The organism is Halomonas sp. LS-001, from assembly GCF_052983955.1.
This window is the reverse complement of record NZ_CM129816.1, coordinates 1,617,604-1,639,529: the sequence shown is the minus strand read 5'-3', so window position 1 is coordinate 1,639,529 and position 21,926 is coordinate 1,617,604. Positions and strand designations below refer to the sequence as shown.

The 21,926-nt window shown below is 50.9% G+C and carries 18 protein-coding genes and 3 rRNA genes; 9 read left to right on the top strand and 12 right to left on the bottom strand.

Annotation, left to right across the window (positions count from 1 at the left end; translation table 11 throughout):
• Nucleotides 1-49: 49 nt before the first annotated feature.
• Complete coding sequence (locus ACU6TU_RS07345; protein WP_447143902.1) at nucleotides 50-1,282, bottom strand: GAK system CofD-like protein; 1,233 nt, start codon at nucleotides 1,280-1,282, stop codon at nucleotides 50-52.
• Nucleotides 1,283-1,459: 177 nt separating this feature from the next.
• Here ACU6TU_RS07345 and ACU6TU_RS07340 point away from each other — a divergent pair, with 177 nt between their 5' ends.
• The 7 genes from ACU6TU_RS07340 to ACU6TU_RS07310 are packed head-to-tail and all read left to right on the top strand — an operon-like array spanning nucleotide 1,460 to nucleotide 7,641.
• Nucleotides 1,460-2,971 carry an aminoglycoside phosphotransferase family protein gene (locus ACU6TU_RS07340; protein ID WP_447143901.1) on the top strand — a complete coding sequence of 504 codons (1,512 nt, stop codon included), beginning with the start codon at nucleotides 1,460-1,462 and terminating at the stop codon, nucleotides 2,969-2,971.
• Nucleotides 2,964-3,863 (top strand): GAK system ATP-grasp enzyme, encoded by a 900-nt coding sequence (locus ACU6TU_RS07335; RefSeq protein ID WP_447143900.1) that lies wholly within the window; start codon nucleotides 2,964-2,966, stop codon nucleotides 3,861-3,863. Before ACU6TU_RS07340 ends, ACU6TU_RS07335 begins: the two co-directional genes overlap by 8 nt.
• Nucleotides 3,860-4,960, top strand: coding sequence for an HprK-related kinase B (locus ACU6TU_RS07330; protein WP_447143899.1), 1,101 nt, complete (start codon nucleotides 3,860-3,862; stop codon nucleotides 4,958-4,960). The genes ACU6TU_RS07335 and ACU6TU_RS07330 overlap by 4 nt, the downstream gene beginning before the upstream one ends.
• Complete coding sequence (locus tag ACU6TU_RS07325) at nucleotides 4,960-5,652, top strand: histidine phosphatase family protein (protein WP_447143898.1); 693 nt, start codon at nucleotides 4,960-4,962, stop codon at nucleotides 5,650-5,652. Before ACU6TU_RS07330 ends, ACU6TU_RS07325 begins: the two co-directional genes overlap by 1 nt.
• Nucleotides 5,653-5,668: 16 nt before the next feature.
• A complete protein-coding gene (locus ACU6TU_RS07320) occupies nucleotides 5,669-7,009 on the top strand; it encodes a metallophosphoesterase (protein ID WP_447143897.1) in 1,341 nt (446 codons plus the stop codon).
• A complete protein-coding gene (locus ACU6TU_RS07315; RefSeq protein ID WP_447143896.1) occupies nucleotides 7,010-7,291 on the top strand; it encodes an amphi-Trp domain-containing protein in 282 nt (93 codons plus the stop codon).
• A gap of 44 nt (nucleotides 7,292-7,335) precedes the next feature.
• Nucleotides 7,336-7,641 (top strand): winged helix-turn-helix domain-containing protein, encoded by a 306-nt coding sequence (locus tag ACU6TU_RS07310; protein WP_447143895.1) that lies wholly within the window; start codon nucleotides 7,336-7,338, stop codon nucleotides 7,639-7,641.
• Between the two features lie 7 nt (nucleotides 7,642-7,648).
• On the opposite strand, the gene ACU6TU_RS07305 is transcribed toward ACU6TU_RS07310, so the two are convergent.
• The 7 genes from ACU6TU_RS07305 to ACU6TU_RS07275 form a co-directional block, all read right to left on the bottom strand.
• Nucleotides 7,649-8,494: a DUF2797 domain-containing protein gene (locus ACU6TU_RS07305; protein WP_447143894.1), complete on the bottom strand. Its 846-nt coding sequence runs from the start codon at nucleotides 8,492-8,494 to the stop codon at nucleotides 7,649-7,651.
• Complete coding sequence (locus tag ACU6TU_RS07300; RefSeq protein ID WP_447143893.1) at nucleotides 8,478-8,762, bottom strand: YeaC family protein; 285 nt, start codon at nucleotides 8,760-8,762, stop codon at nucleotides 8,478-8,480. Before ACU6TU_RS07300 ends, ACU6TU_RS07305 begins: the two co-directional genes overlap by 17 nt.
• A 13-nt stretch (nucleotides 8,763-8,775) precedes the next feature.
• A complete protein-coding gene (locus tag ACU6TU_RS07295) occupies nucleotides 8,776-9,633 on the bottom strand; it encodes a rhomboid family intramembrane serine protease (RefSeq protein WP_447143892.1) in 858 nt (285 codons plus the stop codon).
• Between the two features lie 199 nt (nucleotides 9,634-9,832).
• Nucleotides 9,833-10,801 (bottom strand): metallophosphoesterase, encoded by a 969-nt coding sequence (locus tag ACU6TU_RS07290; protein WP_447143891.1) that lies wholly within the window; start codon nucleotides 10,799-10,801, stop codon nucleotides 9,833-9,835.
• Between the two features lie 2 nt (nucleotides 10,802-10,803).
• Entirely contained in the window at nucleotides 10,804-11,733 is a 930-nt protein-coding gene (locus ACU6TU_RS07285) for an NAD(+) kinase (protein ID WP_447143890.1), read from the bottom strand.
• A gap of 87 nt (nucleotides 11,734-11,820) precedes the next feature.
• On the bottom strand, nucleotides 11,821-12,690 hold the full coding sequence (locus ACU6TU_RS07280) for an EamA family transporter (protein WP_447143889.1): 870 nt from the start codon (nucleotides 12,688-12,690) through the stop codon (nucleotides 11,821-11,823).
• 78 nt (nucleotides 12,691-12,768) lie between these two features.
• Complete coding sequence (locus ACU6TU_RS07275) at nucleotides 12,769-13,353, bottom strand: YqaE/Pmp3 family membrane protein (protein WP_447143888.1); 585 nt, start codon at nucleotides 13,351-13,353, stop codon at nucleotides 12,769-12,771.
• Between the two features lie 141 nt (nucleotides 13,354-13,494).
• Here ACU6TU_RS07275 and ACU6TU_RS07270 point away from each other — a divergent pair, with 141 nt between their 5' ends.
• Complete coding sequence (locus tag ACU6TU_RS07270) at nucleotides 13,495-13,914, top strand: CBS domain-containing protein (RefSeq protein ID WP_447143887.1); 420 nt, start codon at nucleotides 13,495-13,497, stop codon at nucleotides 13,912-13,914.
• A 74-nt stretch (nucleotides 13,915-13,988) separates the two neighbouring features.
• Here the strand turns inward: ACU6TU_RS07270 and rrf are convergent.
• The 3 genes from rrf to ACU6TU_RS07255 all read right to left on the bottom strand — a co-directional run bounded on the left by rrf (nucleotide 13,989) and on the right by ACU6TU_RS07255 (nucleotide 19,053).
• Nucleotides 13,989-14,104 (bottom strand): 5S ribosomal RNA (gene rrf, locus ACU6TU_RS07265).
• 165 nt (nucleotides 14,105-14,269) lie between these two features.
• Nucleotides 14,270-17,160 (bottom strand): 23S ribosomal RNA (locus ACU6TU_RS07260).
• A 360-nt stretch (nucleotides 17,161-17,520) separates the two neighbouring features.
• Nucleotides 17,521-19,053: ribosomal RNA gene (locus ACU6TU_RS07255) — 16S ribosomal RNA — on the bottom strand.
• Together the 16S, 23S and 5S rRNA genes form the textbook arrangement of a ribosomal RNA operon.
• A 777-nt stretch (nucleotides 19,054-19,830) precedes the next feature.
• Here ACU6TU_RS07255 and ACU6TU_RS07250 point away from each other — a divergent pair.
• Entirely contained in the window at nucleotides 19,831-20,808 is a 978-nt protein-coding gene (locus tag ACU6TU_RS07250) for a cytochrome-c peroxidase (protein ID WP_447143886.1), read from the top strand.
• A gap of 109 nt (nucleotides 20,809-20,917) precedes the next feature.
• Here ACU6TU_RS07250 and ACU6TU_RS07245 read toward each other — a convergent pair whose 3' ends face one another.
• On the bottom strand, nucleotides 20,918-21,898 hold the full coding sequence (locus tag ACU6TU_RS07245) for a calcium/sodium antiporter (RefSeq protein ID WP_447143885.1): 981 nt from the start codon (nucleotides 21,896-21,898) through the stop codon (nucleotides 20,918-20,920).
• Between the last annotated feature and the right edge of the window lie 28 nt (nucleotides 21,899-21,926).

The window sequence follows — 21,926 nt, the reverse complement described above, 5'->3', positions numbered from 1 at the left end:
CAGGTATGGAAAGCATCCACACCTGACACTTTATTGTCTTACAGCATTGTCACGTTAACCCCATCAGCGCTTCGGCGAGTTTAACGTCATCGTAATAATCACTGTCGGCATTTTGCGCTACCAGGTCGGTGTCGATGATCTGAACGCCCATTTCTTTTATCGCTTCCACCTGCCTGGGTGTGACGCTCAGCAACCGCGAATCAAACAGCATAAAATCAAGGCAAGACTGACCGGAGGGTTTCGTTTGTGACTGACAGGATAAATGCTGGTTAAGAACACGCACCTGATCGACCAGTGTCATGCCCAGGGTTTCAAGATCCGTTCCTAAACTTGGTATATACACTTTTGGCGCCTGATTTTTATCGAGGGCTTTGCTCACCCCTTCGGGCAGCAGATTGGCAATCACGCTGCTGTAAAAACTGCCGGGAGGAAACACCAGCAGTTCGGCAGACTCGATCAGCATACGGGTCTCTTTACATACCCTGGAGGCATCCTGAGCATCAATATCATCCGCCTCGCCCGACAGTTTTATGGCTTTTATCGGCGAATCAATGCTTGCGGTTTCTTTTCCGGTAAAGCCATGCTGACCAATAATGGATCGGCCATTTTCCAGTAATACTTCAAGCTGAAGATCAGCATCGGTGGTGGTACGCACGATGCCACGGGTTTTAATCAACTGGCCAAACAAAAAGGCAATGGGGTCCAGTGAGCGGTTATGGATAAGATACCCGCCCGTCAAAATCAGATTCCCAACACTGGCCCCCGCCAGGTTAAAATCCTCGGGCATATGCTGATAGAAAGCGGCGATGTAACTCTGAATCAATGAGCGCATCGGCTCAGCAATGGCCTTTAGCAAAGGGTGTTTAGCGCTGACAAGTGTCTGCAGGCGGTGCTCAAGAACCGCCTTTTCCTGTTCTTTTGAACGTTGGTTTTCAACCAGCCGGTGCGAAAAAAGAGCGGCAACCTCAGGATGCCCCGTGACTGAGTTATCCGCTAACGAAAGTAGGCGTGCGCGCAAATCGCCCACAGCTGGCATGGAGAAAACGCGACGCAGCTCTGCTGAGCTGCCCCCGGAATCAAAAGGTGTGACAAGATGAATAGAGTTATGGGTATAGTCAGTCAGGACGTCAGAAAACTGCCGCAGCGCTGTGCCGCCACTGAAAAAAAGCACTTTGGGCCCCAGTTCTGGCGCTTTACGATATCTGGCAAGGCGCAGCGTCTGCCCTTTGGTAAACTCACGAGACATCTTTATTTTAGGGCAAGCAATACGTTTTTTATTCATACAACCCTTTGAAATTTAACCTATTCGTAACACAAAAAATGGCACGGTTACGTATAGTGATTGCCGCTCAAAATCGCACTTTTTACGGTGAGGCCGTCTATCAACGCATCAATTCTGGAGCACTTCTATTTTCTACGATTTGAAGTTGAAAATCACTTCGAGTTAATTGAAGTTTATATGACGCACCCCAGTGCTTCCATGGCGCGGCGCATCATTGATCGCAAGGGTTATCGAAGCACTCTGCTGGAGAAAGTAGAGCTTGCGGTTGCGGTTGATGTACAAAGACGCAAAATTGACGGCTCTGGGTTTCAACAGTCCAAATCTCTGGAACGCCTGGCAACACTGCTTGATCAGCTGGGGCAAGCCTGCATGGAAGTGACGGACATAAAGTCACTGAAACACCTATCGGACAAACGCCGTAAAGAATACGCCAAGCTGATTCGCTGGGTTGGCAAATCATTGAAGCTGGTCATTATCAATATCGATGATGCCAATACCCGCCAGGGTTTAAAACTCGGCCGCCGGATACCGAAAATTTCTGCCCGCTTGTCCAACACGTCTGAAGCGGCTAATGGCGCCGTGCTGGATTTCCAGATTCATCGAATGACACAGTTACTCGCCGAGCTGGCCGATGCCCTGCTTGCCGCTAACTTTGGCCCCGCCGTGCGTCTGCAGAATTACAAGCAGCTAAAAAATGCGGCACACGCCATTACCAACCAGGAAGGTGATTTCACGGTTGAGCGGCTTGCTTTGACCCGCAGCGGCAGTACTATCGCGACGCTTAAGGCGGAACATGCGTCCTCGGGTAACGTGATGGCGGTTTACAAGGAAGGGCAAAGCCAGAAAGTCATGGAAGAGCTCTCAGGGGTTCATCAATGGCAGCAGGTTTATCCCAAGGTGGCCCCCACGGTGCTCTCCCATAATGTCGAGCCTGGGAGCGAACTGGCTTCCATGGTGATTGAACACCTACCTGGCCGAACGCTTGAGTCAATGCTGCTGAACAGTCAGTGGGAGATGGCCTATCAGCTTGTCGATAAATTGCGTAAGACACTGAGAAAAATCTGGAAAAGCTCGCGTACGCATGAGCCGCCTCACCCCGAGTACATGCAGCAATTACGCAAACGCATGCCCGAAACGTATCAGGCTCACCCGACGCTGTTTCAGAGTGACCAATCCATTTGCGGACTCACACGCCCCAGTTTTGACAGCTTGATGGATCACGTCGAGCGCCTTGAATCCCAGGTGCGAGCCCCCTTTTCCGTTTTGATTCACGGTGATTTTAACGTCGATAACATTATTTACGATGAACTCAAAAAGCGTATTTATTTTATCGACTTACACCGTGCGTCCTATTCTGACTATGCTCAGGATCTATCGGTGCTGATGGTATCCATCTATCGACTGCCGGTTATGGATGCGTCACCAAGGGCAGAGTTAATGCGCTTGATCCGCCTGCTTTATCAGTTTGCCCGGCGATTTGCCAAAGACACTCACGATGCAGACTTCGATGTGCGCCTGGCCATTGCGTTAGGACGCTCTTTTGCCACTTCCACACGGTTTATTTATGACCGGAACTTTGCCCGAAAACTTGCACTGAGAGCGAGCTATCTATTGGAAGCCATTACACGTTTGAAATCGGAAAACTACGCAAAGTATCGACTTCCTCTTGAGGATATTTTTAATGATTAATCAGCGGGTTGCTGTCGTTGGAATCCCTGGAAAGTGGTCAACGGAAGTCTTGGCGAATCATCTGGAACAGCGCACCGGCTTTCGCTGTGTTGTCGATATGTCAGAGGTCGTGCTAGAGCTTGAAACCGGTAAGCTGCGTTACCGGGATATTGTTCTTAACGAACTTGACGGGGTGGTGATCAAGAAAATAAGCGAAGCCTATTCCCCATCCACCGACGACCGGTTACGCATGCTGAACCGGCTTGAGGCCGATGGTGTTCGCTGTTTCAGTAGCCCATCCCAGGTCATCCGCCTGATTAACCGGCTGGAAGGCACATCTGCCTTGGCCTCAGGCAACATCGCCCTTCCCGAGACACGCGTCACAGAAAGCGTCGAGGCTGCTTTAAAGACGATTAAACACTTCGGCACTGCGATTTTAAAACCGCTTTACTCGACCAAAGCCCGTGGGATGGTCGTATTAAAAAAGCAGGATGGGATTGCGACTAACACGCAAAAACTCAATAAGTTTAAAGACAGACACGGCCTTTTCTATCTGCAGAAATTCGTTAATCTGGGCGGGCAGGATCTAGGCATGGTCTTTCTGGGTGGTCAGTATCTGTGTACTTATGCACGCGTCGGTGATGCCAACGCATGGAATACGACAATACATAGCGGCGGTAAGTATAAAGCCTATGAACCCAGCCCTGAGTTGATTGAGCTGGGAAGAAAAGCACAGGCCTGCTTTACACTCAGTTTTACCACCGTTGACATCGCCTTGACCGATGAAGGCCCTGTGGTCTTCGAGGTCTCTGCCTTTGGCGGATTCAGTGGCGCGCAAAAGGGCTGCGGTATCGATGCCAGCGAAAAGCTGTGTGAGCATATTCTTGATGAGTTAGAAAGGACCGCTGAATGATCCCTCTGTTGGATGATGCGCAGATCGCAAAGGCGAAAGCTGCCTGCCAATCAACACTCTCTTTAACGTTTAAGGGGCTGACATTACACATATTGGCGGATGACGCTGTTCTTTTGGACTATCTCAGCGACTATTATGCAGCACTGGCCTGCCATGCCCCGCCTCCCTCATCTGCTCAACATGCAACGCTACGTGTTTTTCTTGTTAATCAACTGCCTGAGACGCATGGCATTGACTGGACGCCCGTCAAGCGCAACAAAATCAGCCCGCTTGGCCTGAAAGAAGCCTACTGGGATTGCCCTCAGGGCCGCTGGATCCACAAAACCCGCACTGGCATCACCCTGCTTCAATCACTGACGGACCCTGTGGCCATTGGCGAGCTAACCCAACACAGGTCCCAGGTTGTCAACTTCATTAATAACCAGTTTCTCAATCAGCAGCAGCGTTGCGGATACCTTCTGGGGCATGCCTCAGCGTTTGAACGCCAGGGGGCCGTGACGGCAATTGCCGCAAGCTCCGGTGGTGGCAAGTCAACCTTGATGCTGAAAGCTCTGGAAAATGAAAGTGCGCGTTTTCTTTCCAATGATCGTATTCTGTTTCAGCCAGGCAGCGGGCAGGTTGAGGTACTGGGCGTTGCCAAGCACCCGCGCGTTAACCCGGGGACACTGCTTAACTCGCCACGCCTGGTGAACCTACTGCCTGCCGAGGAACGCCGTCATTTTGATGGTATGTCGAAACGTCAGCTTTGGGATATCGAGCAAAAATATGATGTCCTGATCGACAATGCTTATGGCAAAAATAAAACCGCGCTTTCCGGCAGCCTCAGCCATCTTATATTGCTGGATTGGTCCCTGGATTCGACGGTGCCGACTGCATTATCGCCTGTTGATATTGAGCAAACACCCAAGGCGCTTGAAGGCTTACGCAAAGGTCCAGGGCCATTTTTTCAGCAGGAGGATGGCCACTTTCCTGATGAACATACCCCTGACTGCCAACACTATGCCAAGTACTTAAGGGGCGTTCAGGTGATGAGGCTGACGGGTATCATCGACTTTGCGCGTGCCATGGAACTGCTCCAACGCGAAGGTATTCTGTAATGGCAGCACTCGCGTTGATACGACACGGTGAGTACGCCCAATTGGCACAGACCCCCAGCGCCCTGCAGCCCTTTCCGCTCACCCGTAAAGGGGCGGAAGACGTTAGATGTCAGGCGCACCAATTTGGCGAGTGGCTATCCACATCAGGCTATCAACTCAACACTGAGATACACTGTTCAACGTTATTACGAGCATGGCAAACTGCGGAAATCTACCGTGAAGAGCTAGCTGCTGTAGGTGCGGGGCACCTCTCTACGCGTAGCTTTTCGGCCCTTTGTGAGCGCAGTGTCGGAGCGGTGGCCAATTTGAGCGTCAAGGAAATCGAAAGCATTGTAGCGCTTGACCCGCGCCTGACAGCCCTGCCAGAAGGCTGGAAATCCACCAGCGATTTCAGACTGCCTTTCGAGGGCGCGGAATCGCTTCTGGAAGCCGGAGAACGGGTAGCAGGCCATCTAAGCGCTCTGTTAGAAGCACAAGCCGCTCAAGAAACAGGTCGACGATTACAGATTATTGTTGGCCATGGCGCCTCAATCCGCCACGCTTGCTATCATCTGGGTGTCATACCTTTCAGCGAGATTCATCGGTTAAGCATGTTTTACGGCCAGCCGGTTGTCTTTGAACGACAGGAGCATGACTGGAGCCGAGTATACGGACACTGGAAGCATCGCCAGACAGTAGACCCAATCGATTAAAATAGTGACTTACAAGATGGCAACGACGACTGCGTCAGACTTTATTCCGAAGGTAAGAAAACAACCGTATCATAACGCCATCCTGGCACGCCTTCCCACCACCTGGGTTACCTGGCCAGAGGATTCAGACTCGGTCAACCATGACGATGCGTTATCGACGTTTTTAAAACGCTCGCAAAAAAGCGGCTTTGCCTGGCCCAAAAATCCCGTTGTATTTATCTCTGACCCGCATGCTGATGCCGAAGCCTTCGAAGCTTCACTGATCGCGGCCGGGGTTATTGAGCGTGATGGTGCTCATCCGGGTGAATATGAGCTCACCCGGTTTGGAAAAAAAGCGGAAATTGTGGTGGGCGGTGACTGCCTTGATAAAGGGCCTAGCAACCTCACCCTGCTGCGCAGTCTGGCTCATCTGTATCGACTCAAAGCGGATGTTGCCCTGCTGGCGGGCAACCATGACCTGCGCCTGCTGATGGGTCTACTTTCCCTGGAACGAGAGAAGGATGCTGGCAGTCAGCATCTTTTTGTGCGCATGGGCAAAAAGGTGATTCCTTTATTCAAGGAAGTCTTCGATCAGTATCTTGCCGATACGCGATGGGACAGTGAAATCCCTTCGGAAGCAGCGTGCCGTAAAGCCCTCTTCCCGAGCGAAGCCTGGTTTGAAAATTTCCCGTTCTATGCGGCAGGGTTTCTTACCCCTGAGGGAATATCACGCGAGATCAGTAAAATGCAGAGCAAGGCCCAGAGCTTTGAAGCGCATTGTACAAAGGCCGGTCTGTCGTTACAGCAAGTCTACGCAGCGGCCATGAAATGTCGTTCACTGTTTCTGAAGCCTTCTGGTGAGTTTGGCTGGTTTTTCCGCCGCATGCGTCTGGTGAAAAAGCGGGGATCGTTTTTATTTTTGCACGCGGGACTGGATGACAACATGGCGGAGCTAATCGCCAATCATGGCGTCAAACATGCCAATCGGGCTTTCAAAAAGAACCTGATGCATCAGAACCTGTTCAGTTTTTATTACGGGTCACTCGCCAACACTTTCAGAACAAAATACCGTAAAGCAGACCTACCACTCACCCAGCATGGCGCCAATGTGGCACGTAAAGCAGGCATACAGGTTTTGGTTCACGGTCATATCAATCAGCATTTTGGCCAACGCGTAACCCTTAAAAATGGCCTCATTCATATTGAGGCTGATATTACTCTGGATGCCAATTCTCGCCAAAAGGAAGGACTGGAAGACCATGGTATGGGCGTAACGCTTATCGATAAAAAACGTGGCGTTATTGGCCTAAGCTGCGATTACCCCAGCGCAAAAGTCTTCAAGCCCAATCGCAAGGGGCAACTGGCAGGAGCTTACTAGATGAAGTCTAAAACAAAATTCAGCCACGATTCGTTGCTGGATCGTCAGTCAACCCATGAGCTTTTAATGACGCTGGCCAATGCGATTCAGGCAGGGGAACTCACGTTTCAGGAAAGTGATGATGATCTGGTTTTATCCCCTCAGCCGCTGCTACAGGTCTCCCTTAGGGCAAGTGACGAAGACGATAAGCAGGAAGTGGAAGTGAAGATCAAATGGCGCACCAAAGAAAAAGCCATTTCCGACACGCCCCCCAAAATCAAAACCAAACCAGGAAAGCGTTAAGACCACGAACCGCCTGGCAGGCTACACGACTCAAAGGAACCTTCATGTCCCTCCCGCTTAGTAAAACCAAGGCCAGTTTCTATCGTCGTTTATTTGTTGCCCACTTGATTGATCAGGGAGTCGCGAGCGTACCGGCGTTGATTGCAGCCACCGGTATGCCCCGCCGTACCGCTCAGGATACGATTACGTCACTGGCGGAACTGGATATTGAGTGTACGTTCGAAAAAAGCGATGGAGAGCGCCATAATATCGGTCACTACAGGATACATAACTGGGGAGCGATTGACCCGCAATGGGTCGCCCAGCATGCCGAGTACTTACGTGACGCTCTTGGCTATGCTCAGCGTTAAAAACACATCACGAAACCACGATTTCATACCCTGTGAATTTGCGTAAGTTAATCACACCGCTATCCAGGATCAGATACTGGCCTTTCATCCCCTGTAACGTCCCTTCAACAACCGGTTGTTTATCAAGGTTATGTGAGACCACCTTGCCTGGATAAGTGGCAACCGGGTAATGAAACGTCTGCGGCGTTGCTTCCAGGGAGCGAATAGCGTCTTCGCCATGCACCTCTCGCAACTGCCGCAGCCCATCACCAAGCTGTTGTAAGAGACGGTCCCGCTCTGCAGGCAAGTCCAACGTTTCCACTTCGCCTTTCAGCATGGCGCGCCAGTTCGTTCGGTCCGACACCTGCTCTTTAAACAGCATTTCGACAAAGCCGGATTGCTGACGAGTCTCCACTTCCAGAATGGGTAACGCTTGAATCGCCCCTTGATCCAGCCAGCGAGTGGGCATCTGGGTTTTGCGGGTAATGCCTACTTTCAGCCCTGACGAATTGGCCAGATACACAATATGTGGTTGAAAACAGTGCTGCTCACCCCATTTCGGTTCACGGCAGGTGCCCTGATGATAGTGGCAGGTTTCCGGCTTCATGATGCAGGTATCGCACTGAGCCAGACGCTTGAAACAGGGATAACAGTGGCCTTGGGCAAAACTTTTTTTCGTGGCACGTCCGCAGTGGGTGCAGGCAATGGCTCCTGTCCATTCAAGCCGCAACGGCTGCCCAAGCCGTTCATTCATGGCCCAGTGATGCTCATCAAGCCGCATGGCATAGTGAGCCGCCGCGTCAGTCTCTGCGGCAGGTGTAATCGCCATTTTACGCAGGCAGCCCTGCACAGACGCTTCAGCCACGCGTTGCATCCTTGGCCAACCCTGCCAGCTCTGGCGACACGCCCTGCCCTGTTGCACCGGCGCCGCAGGTACGCTGCTCAAGGTAGCCCACGCGATTTTGCTCAGGGACATTATTTTCGAACTCGTAACGCATCACCGCTTCCATACAGAGCTCGGTCTGTTCCGCGGTTAAATACCGCCCATCGGGCCACTTCCTCAATTCAATCGACTGTTTGAGACTCTGATAAATCGCTGGAGTCATCTGATTGATCATTTTATCAAAGGTCATGTCGCTCATTGCTTGCTCCCATTCAAGAACGTAAACGCCGTGAAGAATGATACCATCCCGATACCAAACCCACGAGCAGCCCACCCAAATGCGCTTCATTGGCGACATTGCCAAAACCGACAATGCCCGCCATGTCGGTCATGGTGAAGACCATCCAACCAAGCATGAACACCACCAACATATGGGGGACAAAAAAACCGCTTCCCGGCACTCGACGAGCCATTAACCAGACATGGCCCAACAATGCATACACCACCCCTGACATCCCGCCAAAAAGAACCGTGCCAGTCATATATTGCGAAAGGTTGGAGCCGATCCCTGCAACAAGCAGTAACACAAGCATCACTCGACTGCCCTGCAACGCTTCAACCTGTTTGCCGAAATACCACACCCACATCAAGTTGAAGATCAGATGCATCCAGCCAAAATGCAGAAACGCAGGTGACAAAAACCGCCATACCTGACCGCTCATCACACTATCCTGCAAGCTGCCATAAGCTAGCTCGCCACCTGATATTCCAATGGGAACAATGGTCAACGTCACGATCAGAAGGTCACCAAATACACCTAACAGAGCAAATACCAGTAAGCTCACCACTATCATCAGCGCTGTTACGGGCACACGCTTCAGGGTGGGCATCCATGTCGAAACCGAAGCAGGTAAACCGGTTTTTTTCTGCAAGGGAACTGCATCGAGCGATTCTCCTTGCTTCCAGCGTTTGACGAGCGCTTCCAGCTCGCTTCGCTGACGAGGGTCGGCAAGCCAAAGCAACTGCCCATCATCCTCTTCGCTAATCTGATGCGCGATACGATGTTGCCAAAGGGCTTGACGCAGCGATGCGGTATCCGCATCAGGGGGCAATAGCATCACTGGATGCATGATATTTTCCTTTGTATTCAATAATCCCGATTTATTAACGGCGTTAAAAAACCCGGCGGTGGTAACCGCCGGGCAAAAGCAAGGGATCATTCAAGGGAACATTTACTATGATTGTCATGCGCAGTATGAGTTCCCCTGATAGTGCAAATTAATGTAACGAAATGTACAAAAGTGATCGTTATCGAGTTTACTCCAGGCTTCAGCCAGATGGGCATGCCTGCTCCTCTTTGATGACTCGAATCCAGACAAAATTATCTGCATTCAAATTTTCCTCGCCGCTCCAACGGTATGCAACAAGGCGGCCATACTTAACCGCACTATAATCCAGGCAAGCGATATTGGCGGCCGGCAACGCGGGAATACCTTCACACCAATAATGGCCAATAAACAGCGGTGGTTGATTAATATCATAGTAACTCAGCCGCTGACGTTCACTTTCCGTCAGATGGCGAGCTTCAAGTTCACCGGGGAGATTATCCGGCTGGAAAACAACGTCTCCCCAAACGATCGGTTTTTCACACCAGAAATGAGCGCGGAAACTTTTTCGCGTGAACCCATCGCCAGAATGGATTTCAACATCTTTCGGTAACGGTATATGCGCACCTCTTGTCAGGCGGTCCACAATCTGGAAGGCTTGTGTTGTGTAATCAGTTGATTCGACCAGAAAGCTGTCATTCATACAGGCATCAGGAGAGCGACGCTTAAGTGATTGAATCAAGGCATCGTCCCAACAGGCATGAACGACCCGAAACTGATCAAACTCAAGAAACAGAGGGATTCGTTTAAACCATGCAAGGGTATCTTCCCACTCATTGGTGTGGTCACGATACTGATCCAGTGTGTCCTGAATAATCCGGTTATGTCGAGGCGAATGCTCCCTCAGCCAGCGTTTCCCACTTCCTTCAGGTGCAGGGTGACAATACGCTAATGCGTTATATTCATGATTTCCCATCACGATAAACGCCTCACCCGCCTCCACCATTCGACGCGCCGTTAGTACCGCAAGACGAATTCTTGGCCCTCGATCAATCAGATCACCCAGAAAAATAACTTTGCGATGCGGATGGCAATAAACCCCCTTTTTTTCCCGGTATCCCATCTTCTTTAGCAGCGCAACTAAGGTGGCACCGCAACCATGAACATCGCCTATCAGATCGAATCCCTGCATTATCAATCTCCTAGCCGATGGCTCCAACCGAGCTTACTGCGCAGAACACTATAAAAATTATGCCCGATAGGATGCACCAACTGCACACGCTGCGGTTTACGCGTAATAACTAGGACATCATCCGGCTTGGATACCGCTCTTGTCTGACCATCACAGCTGATATGGGGATAGGTTTGATTGGTCTCGCCTATATGAATGCGAATCTCGCTGGCCGCATCAACCACAATGGGTCGGCTGGATAAGGTGTGGGGAAACATGGGCACTAAAGTAATGACATCCAGTTTAGGATGCATAATGGGCCCACCGCCGGACAATGCATAGGCAGTGGACCCTGTTGGGGTCGCAACAATTAAGCCGTCACTACGCTGGCTATACACAAACTGGCCATCAATGAAAAGTTCAAACTCAATCATGCGTACCGCTTTACCGGGATGAACCACCACTTCATTGAGAGCTTCACCAGCTCCTACCACTACGCCGTTACGATATAGCTCGGCATCCAGCAGAAAACGCTCTTCTACCTCATAATGCCCTGACAGTACTTCGCCAACGCGTTGCTCTAACTCATCGGGAGAAATATCCGTTAAAAAACCCAGCCGTCCGCGATTCACCCCTAGAATCAGCGTGCCTGTTTTGCATAAAGAGCGTGCCGCTCCCAGCAGGCTTCCATCACCTCCTACCACGATAACCAGGTCACACAGTTCGCCTAATGCTCGACGACTCGCTTCAGTCTGACCGTGATGTGGAATAACCGTAGCAGTCCGGTCTTCAACAACGACGTTATAATGATGCGACGTAAGATAATGCACTAGCCTGGTTAGCGAATCGGTGACCTTGTCGCTTCCCAAACGACCAATCAACCCTATGGTAGAAAAGGGTTGATGATCATCCGCGTTAATAGCAGCAGTGGCAGATAAAGATGTCTGTGGCATGAATCAGGCTCATTAACATAGTGCCTCATTATGTCTAGCCTGACGTCCGCAAGCAAATCAAGCCGGTGTTTTCATACATAAAAACCCTCAAACAGACTGCAATGCTCGACGCCCTAGCCACCAATGGTTAAGCCACAGAGAAAATCCCATAATCAATGCGCCGAGCAGTAAACGACTGAGGTCCGCATCACGATTCCATATCAGCAGGTTCACCAACAACCCAGCCGGAATCAGCGCATTATTCATGACCGCCAAGGTACCTGCATCAACCTTGGCAGCGCCAAGATTCCATGCAAAGTAACCGCCACCTGATGCAATCAGGCCAAGCCACGCCAATACGCCCCACTGAATACCGGTTGTTGGTAGTGCTGATGGGTTGCCTAACAGCAGGAAAACCGGAATTGATACGCCTAAGGCACCTATGAAAAACCATCCAAAGACATTGTGCCACGGAAGAGAGTCCGGCAACTCAGCAGAAAGACGACGATAACCTACCTGCCCTAAAGCGAAGCACAGATTGGCACCTTGTACCACTAGGAAGCCCAACCAGAAGCCGCTATCGATACCATCGTAACGAATCACTGCCGCTCCTAATACTGCCAGTAAGGCAATGACAAGATAGAAGGGAGTAAAACGACCAAATAGAAGGTCATCCAGCAATGCGATGTATAAAGGCGTGAAGATAGTGAACAGCAACACTTCCGGCACGGAAAGCAGCAGGAAGGACTGATAAAAAAAGATGTACATGACGCCCAGTTGGACGGCGCCCAACCCTGCCAGAATAAAACGCTGCCGTACTGAAATCAGGCTGGGGCGCAGAAAGGGAAGAAATACCAATGTGGCCAGTGCGATCCTGATTAGCACCGCAAGGTAGCTATCTACCTGACCGGCAATATAAACACCGATCAATGAAAATGAAAACGCCCATAACACCGTTACACCGATAAGATAAGCCATAGTAAACCCTTTAAGATTTTAGAGTTTACAAATTATACGCAAATCATCAGCAATCAAAAGTGTTAACCGAAAATAAAATCAAGGTTTACGGTTTAGTAGCCAGCGAACGGCATAAATGACCCCAGGGAGCCAGAGCAATACTGTTAACAGGCAAGTGATTCCCACACGCCGAGCATTGCCGCCAGCGAGGCCCACGGCTAAAGGTGGCAACAAAAAAGCAAGGGCAATATATGCCGCTTTTAGCTGACCAGACATGCGAGGAAAAGGAGGTAGTATTTCGTCGCTAAAAGAATCATCACGCGCTGATTCAACACTGGCATTACCGGCATCCGTTGGATCGAAATAGCTTACGCTTTCGTGAGTCGTTTTTGCTTCTGATGGCGCGTCGTGTGTCGCGGAAACACTCTTTTTCTGCGGCTTGTCTTTTTCTACTGTTTCCCGATGGGCATCTTTATCAATTTTCTGCTCAAGCGTATCCGCTTCACTGGCCAGATCGCCATGATAGCGCTCCCACTCTTCCCAGTCATGAGGAGTGCCAGACTTTGGGCGCTGCTGTCCTGAACCTCTGGCCCGGTCCCAGGCTTTTTCTTCGAGCGTATTTGGCTTGTCCGGGTCTTTATCCAGGCCAACCCCTTGACGGCTCAAGTATTCACGTGCATCCATTTGAGAGCTCCTGTTAAAAATTAACCGTTGAAAACTCGATTCGAAGCTTTGGAATGATCATCTATATTAAGTATGTATCCACCTTTTTTTGTACGATTCAATCAGCCATCACCTTTGTGTTAAGCGATAAGGAGCACAAATATGGGTAGCAAGGCCACTAACAAAGTACCTGATACTGTAAGAGATATCATGTCCCGTGACTGTTATCGCGTTTCACCAAATGCTTCAATTACCACCTTAGCTCAGGGTCTGGCCTTACACCGCTTGCCTGGTGCTCCCGTGGTCGATTCGGCCGACCGGCTGATAGGCTTTATTTCCGAGCAGGATGTTTTGGGTCAAGTGCTTGATAGTATTTACAATGATGGTGAGGCACCGCTGGTCAATGAGTTAATGAGAAACGATGTGCTCAGCGTGACACCTAATAAAAGCATTACGGATCTTGCCCAGGAAATGTTGGGAGCCAAACCTAAAATTTACCCTGTCGTTGAACAAAACCGACTTGTGGGTGTGGTAACGCGCCGCGATATTCTTATTGCATTGTTAGAAATTCGTCGTCACTGAATAGCAAATTATCCTCTACTCTACCCCAAAAACAAAAAACCCAGCCGGATGGCTGGGTTTTTTGCGGTATAAGTGCCTGACGATGACCTACTCTCGCATGGGGAGACCCCACACTACCATCGGCGCTAAGCGGTTTCACTGCTGAGTTCGGCAAGGGATCAGGTGGTTCCCGCTCGCTATGGTCGTCAGGCGTAACTGGTCTATATCAAGCTGATGCGCAGGCTATTGATGACCTGCGCTGTACGTGTTCTTAAATTGTCCGCGCTTTTACTTATGCACTGTGATCGTCTCTTGCGTATCCGGCTTTGCTCTTTCGAGCATCGTTATCACTGCGACCAGACCCCTTGGGTGTTATAGGGTCAAGCCTCACGGGCCATTAGTACACGTTAGCTCAACGCCTTGCAGCGCTTCCACACCGTGCCTATCAACCAGCTGGTCTCGCTGGGCCCTTCAGGAGGCTCTAGGCCTCAGGGATGTCTCATCTTGAAGGGGGCTTCCCGCTTAGATGCTTTCAGCGGTTATCCCGTCCGCACTTAGCTACCCGGCAATGCCACTGGCGTGACAACCGGAACACCAGAGGTGCGTCCACTCCGGTCCTCTCGTACTAGGAGCAGCCCTTCTCAAACATCCAACGCCCACGGCAGATAGGGACCGAACTGTCTCACGACGTTCTAAACCCAGCTCGCGTACCACTTTAAATGGCGAACAGCCATACCCTTGGGACCGACTTCAGCCCCAGGATGTGATGAGCCGACATCGAGGTGCCAAACACCGCCGTCGATGTGAACTCTTGGGCGGTATCAGCCTGTTATCCCCGGAGTACCTTTTATCCGTTGAGCGATGGCCCTTCCATACAGAACCACCGGATCACTAGAACCTGCTTTCGCACCTGCTCGACGTGTCTGTCTCGCAGTCAAGCACCCTTATGCTCTTGCACTCATTGCACGATGTCCGACCGTGCTGAGGGTACCTTCGTGCTCCTCCGTTACTCTTTGGGAGGAGACCGCCCCAGTCAAACTACCCACCACACACTGTCCTCGATCCGGATAACGGACCTGAGTGAGAACGCCAATGATGCCAGGCTGGTATTTCAAGGTTGGCTCCGCCCGAACTGGCGTCCGGGTTTCCAAGCCTCCCAGCTATCCTACACAGGCAACATCAGCGTCCAGTGTGAAGCTATAGTAAAGGTTCACGGGGTCTTTCCGTCTAGCCGCGGGTACACCGCATCTTCACGGCGATTTCAATTTCACTGAGTCTCGGGTGGAGACAGCGTGGCCATCATTACGCCATTCGTGCAGGTCGGAACTTACCCGACAAGGAATTTCGCTACCTTAGGACCGTTATAGTTACGGCCGCCGTTTACCGGGGCTTCGATCAAGAGCTTCTCCGAAGATAACACCATCACTTAACCTTCCGGCACCGGGCAGGCGTCACACCCTATACGTCCGCTTGCGCGTTAGCAGAGTGCTGTGTTTTTACTAAACAGTTGCAGCCACCTGGTATCTTCGACCGGTTCGGGCTAGGAGAGCAAGTCTCTTCACCCTACGCCGGCGTGCCTTCTCCCGAAGTTACGGCACCATTTTGCCTAGTTCCTTCACCCGAGTTCTCTCAAGCGCCTTGGGATTCTCTCCCTGACCACCTGTGTCGGTTTGGGGTACGGTCGCACATGATCTGAAGCTTAGAGGCTTTTCCTGGAAGCGTGGCATCAATGACTTCCTGACCGTGGTCAGTTCGTTTCGTGTCTCGGCCTTGAAGTCTCCCGGATTTACCTGGGACACAAGCCTACTCACTTTCACCAGGACAACCAACGCCTGGCTCACCTAGCCTTCTCCGTCCCCCCATCGCAATCATGTCCGGTACGGGAATATTGACCCGTTTCCCATCGACTACGCCTTTCGGCCTCGCCTTAGGGGCCGACTCACTCTGCTCCGATTAGCGTCGAACAGAAACCCTTGGTCTTCCGGCGAGGGCGTTTTTCACGCCCTTTATCGTTACTCATGTCAGCATTCGCACTCGTGATACCTCCAGCAGACTTCTCAATCCACCTTCATTGGCTTACACGACGCTCCTCTACCGCTCATCCAGAGGATGAACCCGTAGCTTCGGTACCTGATTTAGCCCCGTTACATCTTCCGCGCAGGCCGACTCGACTAGTGAGCTATTACGCTTTCTTTAAAGGATGGCTGCTTCTAAGCCAACCTCCTAGCTGTCTGAGCCTTCCCACATCGTTTCCCACTTAATCAGGATTTCGGGACCTTAGCTGACGGTCTGGGTTGTTTCCCTTTTCACAACGGACGTTAGCACCCGCTGTGTGTCTCCCACGCGTCACTCACCGGTATTCGGAGTTTGCCTCGGGTTGGTAAGTCGGGATGACCCCCTAGCCGAAACAGTGCTCTACCCCCGGTGGTGCTACATGAGGCGCTACCTAAATAGCTTTCGAGGAGAACCAGCTATCTCCGAGCTTGATTAGCCTTTCACTCCGATCCACAAGTCATCCAAATCTTTTTCAACAGATCCTGGTTCGGGCCTCCAATTGATGTTACTCAATCTTCACCCTGCTCATGGATAGATCGCTCGGTTTCGGGTCTATACCCTGCGACTGGTGCGCCCAGTTAAGACTCGCTTTCGCTACGGCTCCCCTATACGGTTAACCTCGCCACAGAATATAAGTCGCTGACCCATTATACAAAAGGTACGCCGTCACGGAACAAGTCCGCTCCGACTGCTTGTACGCACACGGTTTCAGGGTCTATTTCACTCCCCTCTCCGGGGTTCTTTTCGCCTTTCCCTCACGGTACTGGTTCACTATCGGTCAGCCAGGAGTATTTAGCCTTGGAGGATGGTCCCCCCGTCTTCAGTCAAGGTTTCTCGTGCCCCGACCTACTCGATTTCACATGATCAGATTTTCGACTACGGGGCTATCACCCGCTATGGCCGCGCTTCCCAGCGCATTCGCCTAATCAGTCACATGCTTAAGGGCTGGTCCCCGTTCGCTCGCCGCTACTAGGGGAATCTCGGTTGATTTCTTTTCCTCAGGGTACTTAGATGTTTCAGTTCCCCTGGTTCGCCTCCTGTCACCTATGGATTCAGTGCAGGATACTCATCTTGTGATGAGTGGGTTTCCCCATTCAGAAATGCCCGGGTCACAGGTTGTTTGCCACCTCGCCGAGCCTTATCGCAGGCTTCCACGTCTTTCATCGCCTCTGGCTGCCTAGGCATCCACCGTGTGCGCTTCATTGCTTGACCCTATAACCCGAAGGAGTCTGGGGTTCGCAATGACAACGATTGCCGGATACGCTTGAGACGTATCACATAACAATTTATTACGTACATGGTTCTTTCACGTTCGTGATCCACAACAGCGTCATAAAGACGGTGATGGATCGCGTTCTTAAAAGAACCTTATCAGCTTGATATATTGTTAAAGAGCGACTGCCATAAGCAGTGATAAACGAATGCTTTTTCACGTTAAAAAGAAAAAGAAAAGTCTTTAAAAAAGGTCTTTTCTCTTTTTTCAATATGAAGAAATCGCTTATCACTGCGTATCAACAGCTATCTGATCAGGTAATTCATTGTGAGCGCTTACCGCGAGGATAATGCATCGTTTAAGGAGGTGATCCAGCCGCAGGTTCCCCTACGGCTACCTTGTTACGACTTCACCCCAGTCATGAACCACACCGTGGTGATCGCCCTCTTGCGTTAGGCTAACCACTTCTGGTGCAGTCCACTCCCATGGTGTGACGGGCGGTGTGTACAAGGCCCGGGAACGTATTCACCGTGACATTCTGATTCACGATTACTAGCGATTCCGACTTCACGGAGTCGAGTTGCAGACTCCGATCCGGACTGAGACCGGCTTTAAGGGATTCGCTCACTCTCGCGAGTTGGCAACCCTTTGTACCGGCCATTGTAGCACGTGTGTAGCCCTACTCGTAAGGGCCATGATGACTTGACGTCGTCCCCACCTTCCTCCGGTTTGTCACCGGCAGTCTCCTTAGAGTTCCCACCTTTACGTGCTGGCAAATAAGGACAAGGGTTGCGCTCGTTACGGGACTTAACCCAACATTTCACAACACGAGCTGACGACAGCCATGCAGCACCTGTCTTACAGTTCCCGAAGGCACACCAGAATCTCTTCCGGCTTCTGTAGATGTCAAGAGTAGGTAAGGTTCTTCGCGTTGCATCGAATTAAACCACATGCTCCACCGCTTGTGCGGGCCCCCGTCAATTCATTTGAGTTTTAACCTTGCGGCCGTACTCCCCAGGCGGTCGACTTATCGCGTTAACTTCGCCACAAAGTGCGCTAGGCACCCAACGGCTGGTCGACATCGTTTACGGCGTGGACTACCAGGGTATCTAATCCTGTTTGCTACCCACGCTTTCGCACCTCAGTGTCAGTGTCAGTCCAGAAGGCCGCCTTCGCCACTGGTATTCCTCCCGATCTCTACGCATTTCACCGCTACACCGGGAATTCTACCTTCCTCTCCTGCACTCTAGCTTGACAGTTCCGGATGCCGTTCCCAGGTTGAGCCCGGGGCTTTCACAACCGGCTTATCAAGCCACCTACGCGCGCTTTACGCCCAGTAATTCCGATTAACGCTTGCACCCTCCGTATTACCGCGGCTGCTGGCACGGAGTTAGCCGGTGCTTCTTCTGCGAGTGATGTCTTTCCTGCCGGGTATTAACCGACAGGCGTTCTTCCTCGCTGAAAGTGCTTTACAACCCGAGGGCCTTCTTCACACACGCGGCATGGCTGGATCAGGGTTGCCCCCATTGTCCAATATTCCCCACTGCTGCCTCCCGTAGGAGTTCGGGCCGTGTCTCAGTCCCGATGTGGCTGATCATCCTCTCAGACCAGCTACGGATCGTCGCCTTGGTGAGCCATTACCTCACCAACCAGCTAATCCGGCATAGGCTCATCCGATAGCGGGAGCCAAAGCCCCCTTTCTCCCGTAGGACGTATGCGGTATTAGCCTGAGTTTCCCCAGGTTATCCCCCACTACCGGGTAGATTCCTATGCATTACTCACCCGTCCGCCGCTCGTCAGCATCTAGCAAGCTAGATCTGTTACCGCTCGACTTGCATGTGTTAGGCCTGCCGCCAGCGTTCAATCTGAGCCATGATCAAACTCTTCAGTTTAAAATCATTGTGATTCTTACTTGTCACTCTAGAGCAACAAAAGCGAATCAAACTTGGCTCAAGGTTTAAACGAATTCATTTCAATTTACATTGTCATGACCGCTTACCTTGATATTTGGTGATTTATCACCCTCATCGGCAAGCGCCCACATGAATTACCTGATCAAATTATTAAAGAGCTTGAACTGCGTGACTGCTGCCGTTCAATGGATGCGTATCCTACCAGTTTTTTTGCCTGGGTCAACCCCCCCTTCTTATGTTTTCAATGGCAGCACTGTATAGGTGGCATCATCCACAACACACACTTACTAATACGTTAGGGTCTGTTGACGTTTCATTCACGGCCGCGCTGGTGTCAGTTTTTATTCGGGGCAAGGCAGGAGGAGAGACGTTTGGTAACTCCAAATGAACGACGACTAACGCCGCAGCGGATAAAAACTGACCCAGCCCTTCGGGTTGCGCTTCAAAATGCACCATACTGCGTTGCGAAACTTGAGAAGGGAACCACCCTTAACGGCGTTCCGCGCCTTGTCTGGCACATTTTGATGCAGCAACGCGGTTCGTGATGAAACGTCAACAGACCCTAGTAAACACCATCGATAATCAAGCAGATTTATCAAAAAAACCTGAACTCATGATCTGGCTCAACATCAGGCTTTACCTGACTCATCACCTGATTGATTTTTAACAACAGTTAAACCTTACTGTGAGTTAAGGCTAGCCTCGCTAGCTAAGTACCTCTCATCCGAGAGGGATTGACGCAAGGGGGACATCAAAATGAAAAAAACCTTATCTGTGATGGCAACAGCAGCTGCCATGATATCCAGCGGCATGCTGGTGGCAGACGACCTGCAAAATTATAAAGATCGCTTTGAAGCACTGCCGTATTTACCGCCTATCCCAGCTGACAATTCCATGACGCCTGAAAAAATTGAACTGGGAAATATGCTGTTTTTTGAACCGCGTATTTCTTCAAGTGGCGTAATTAGCTGCGCTACTTGCCATAACCCGGCATTGGGGTGGGCAGACAGGATTCCTCGCGCTACGGGGCACGATGGTCAAATTGGGGAGCGCAACACACCCACCGTACTTAATAGTGGTTTTTTGGGCTCCCAGTTCTGGGATGGCCGCGAGCCAGATCTTGAAGGTCAAGCCCTGGGTCCGATTGAGGCAGATGTCGAAATGGCTATGGACCTTGATGCGGCATTGGAGCGGTTGACCGAGTTTGATCTGTATCAACAAAAATTTGCAGCCGCTTTCCCGGATGATGAAGAGCCGATTAATGCAGACAATCTGGCGCACGCAATGGCAACTTTTCAGCGGACACTAAACACACCAAATTCAACATTTGACCGTTATTTGCATGGTGATAACAAAGCCATCAGCGATCAAGCCAAAGACGGTATGGTGGCTTTTGTCGACAATGGTTGCATTGCATGTCATCGCGGCCCCGCGTTGACAGATAGTCAATTTCACGCCATCCAGGTACCTGGTTCCAAGGATTTAGGCCGTTTCATCGTGACCGGTGAAGAAAGCGACAAATACCGTTTCAGAACACCCACCTTACGCAACGTTGCAGTGACTTACCCTTATATGAACAACGGCGCCACAGAAACGCTAGAAGAAGCCGTTGCGATCATGGGCAAGGAAATGCTGGGACGTGAATTTGAGCAGCAGACCATCGATGGCATCACTGCTTTCTTACATACATTGACAGGGGAAATGCCTGGCTTCGAAGTTCCCGCTTTACCTTAATGATAACGTTTAAGTGGTCCACGCTCACCATCGTGCCTAAATAAACAAAGCTTAAGATCAGGCTGCCAGCACTCATGCACTGGCAGCGTTTTATCGTCGTAACATAAAGTCACGGACGACTACCAAGCACAAGTGAAACCATATACAGGGTATAACCAACAAACATCAATAGCAGAAACCCACCTTCCCAACGGTTAATCCGACGCGAACGACCGCGCCAGGAAAATGCAAATGCCATCATCAACAACGTCATCACCAGCATCACCGGCCAATCACGAGTCAACACGTCATTGCCCGCCTCAATCGGGCGAATCACCCCCGCCAGACCGACAACTCCCAGTGTATTGAACAGATTGGAACCCACCACGTTACCCAACACCATCTCGTGCTCTTTACGGCGTAAGGCACTAATAGATGAAGCTAGCTCAGGCAGAGAAGTACCAATGGCAACAACGGTTAAGCCAATGATCAAGTCACTTACGCCAAACGTAACGGCAATATCTACCGCGCCCCAGACAAGCAGGCGGGAGCTGACAATCAAAAGCATCAGTCCTATCAGCGTCCACATCAGGGCCTTGCCACGCGACATGGGATGACTTTCTAATGTCGCGGCCACTTCTTCGACAATGGCATCATCCTGGCTTTTACGCGATTGCAGGATGCTAATCACAATCAGTAGAACCAAACCTAGCAATAAAGCAATGGCTTCCCAGCGAGCTATCCATCCATCAAACAGCATTAACCCTGTTATCAAAGTTACCACTAGCAGAACAGGCATTTCTTTACGTACAACACCAGAATCAACCGTTAAAGGTGCAAGCAAGGCCACAACCCCCAAAACCAAACCAATATTAACGATATTGGAACCATAGGCATTACCGACTGCCAAACCGGGGTTGCCCTGCAACGCAGCCAATACTGATACCATCATTTCAGGCGCCGACGTACCAAAGCCGATGACTAGCATTCCGATCAATAGAGGTGATAACCCTAACCAGCGAGAAGTCGCCGCAGCACCTTCAATAAATTTTTCTGCACTCCAGATAAGCAAAACAAGTCCGCAAAGCACAGCGAGCAGGGACACTAGCATTGGATTTCCTTTATTGATTCAGCCTATG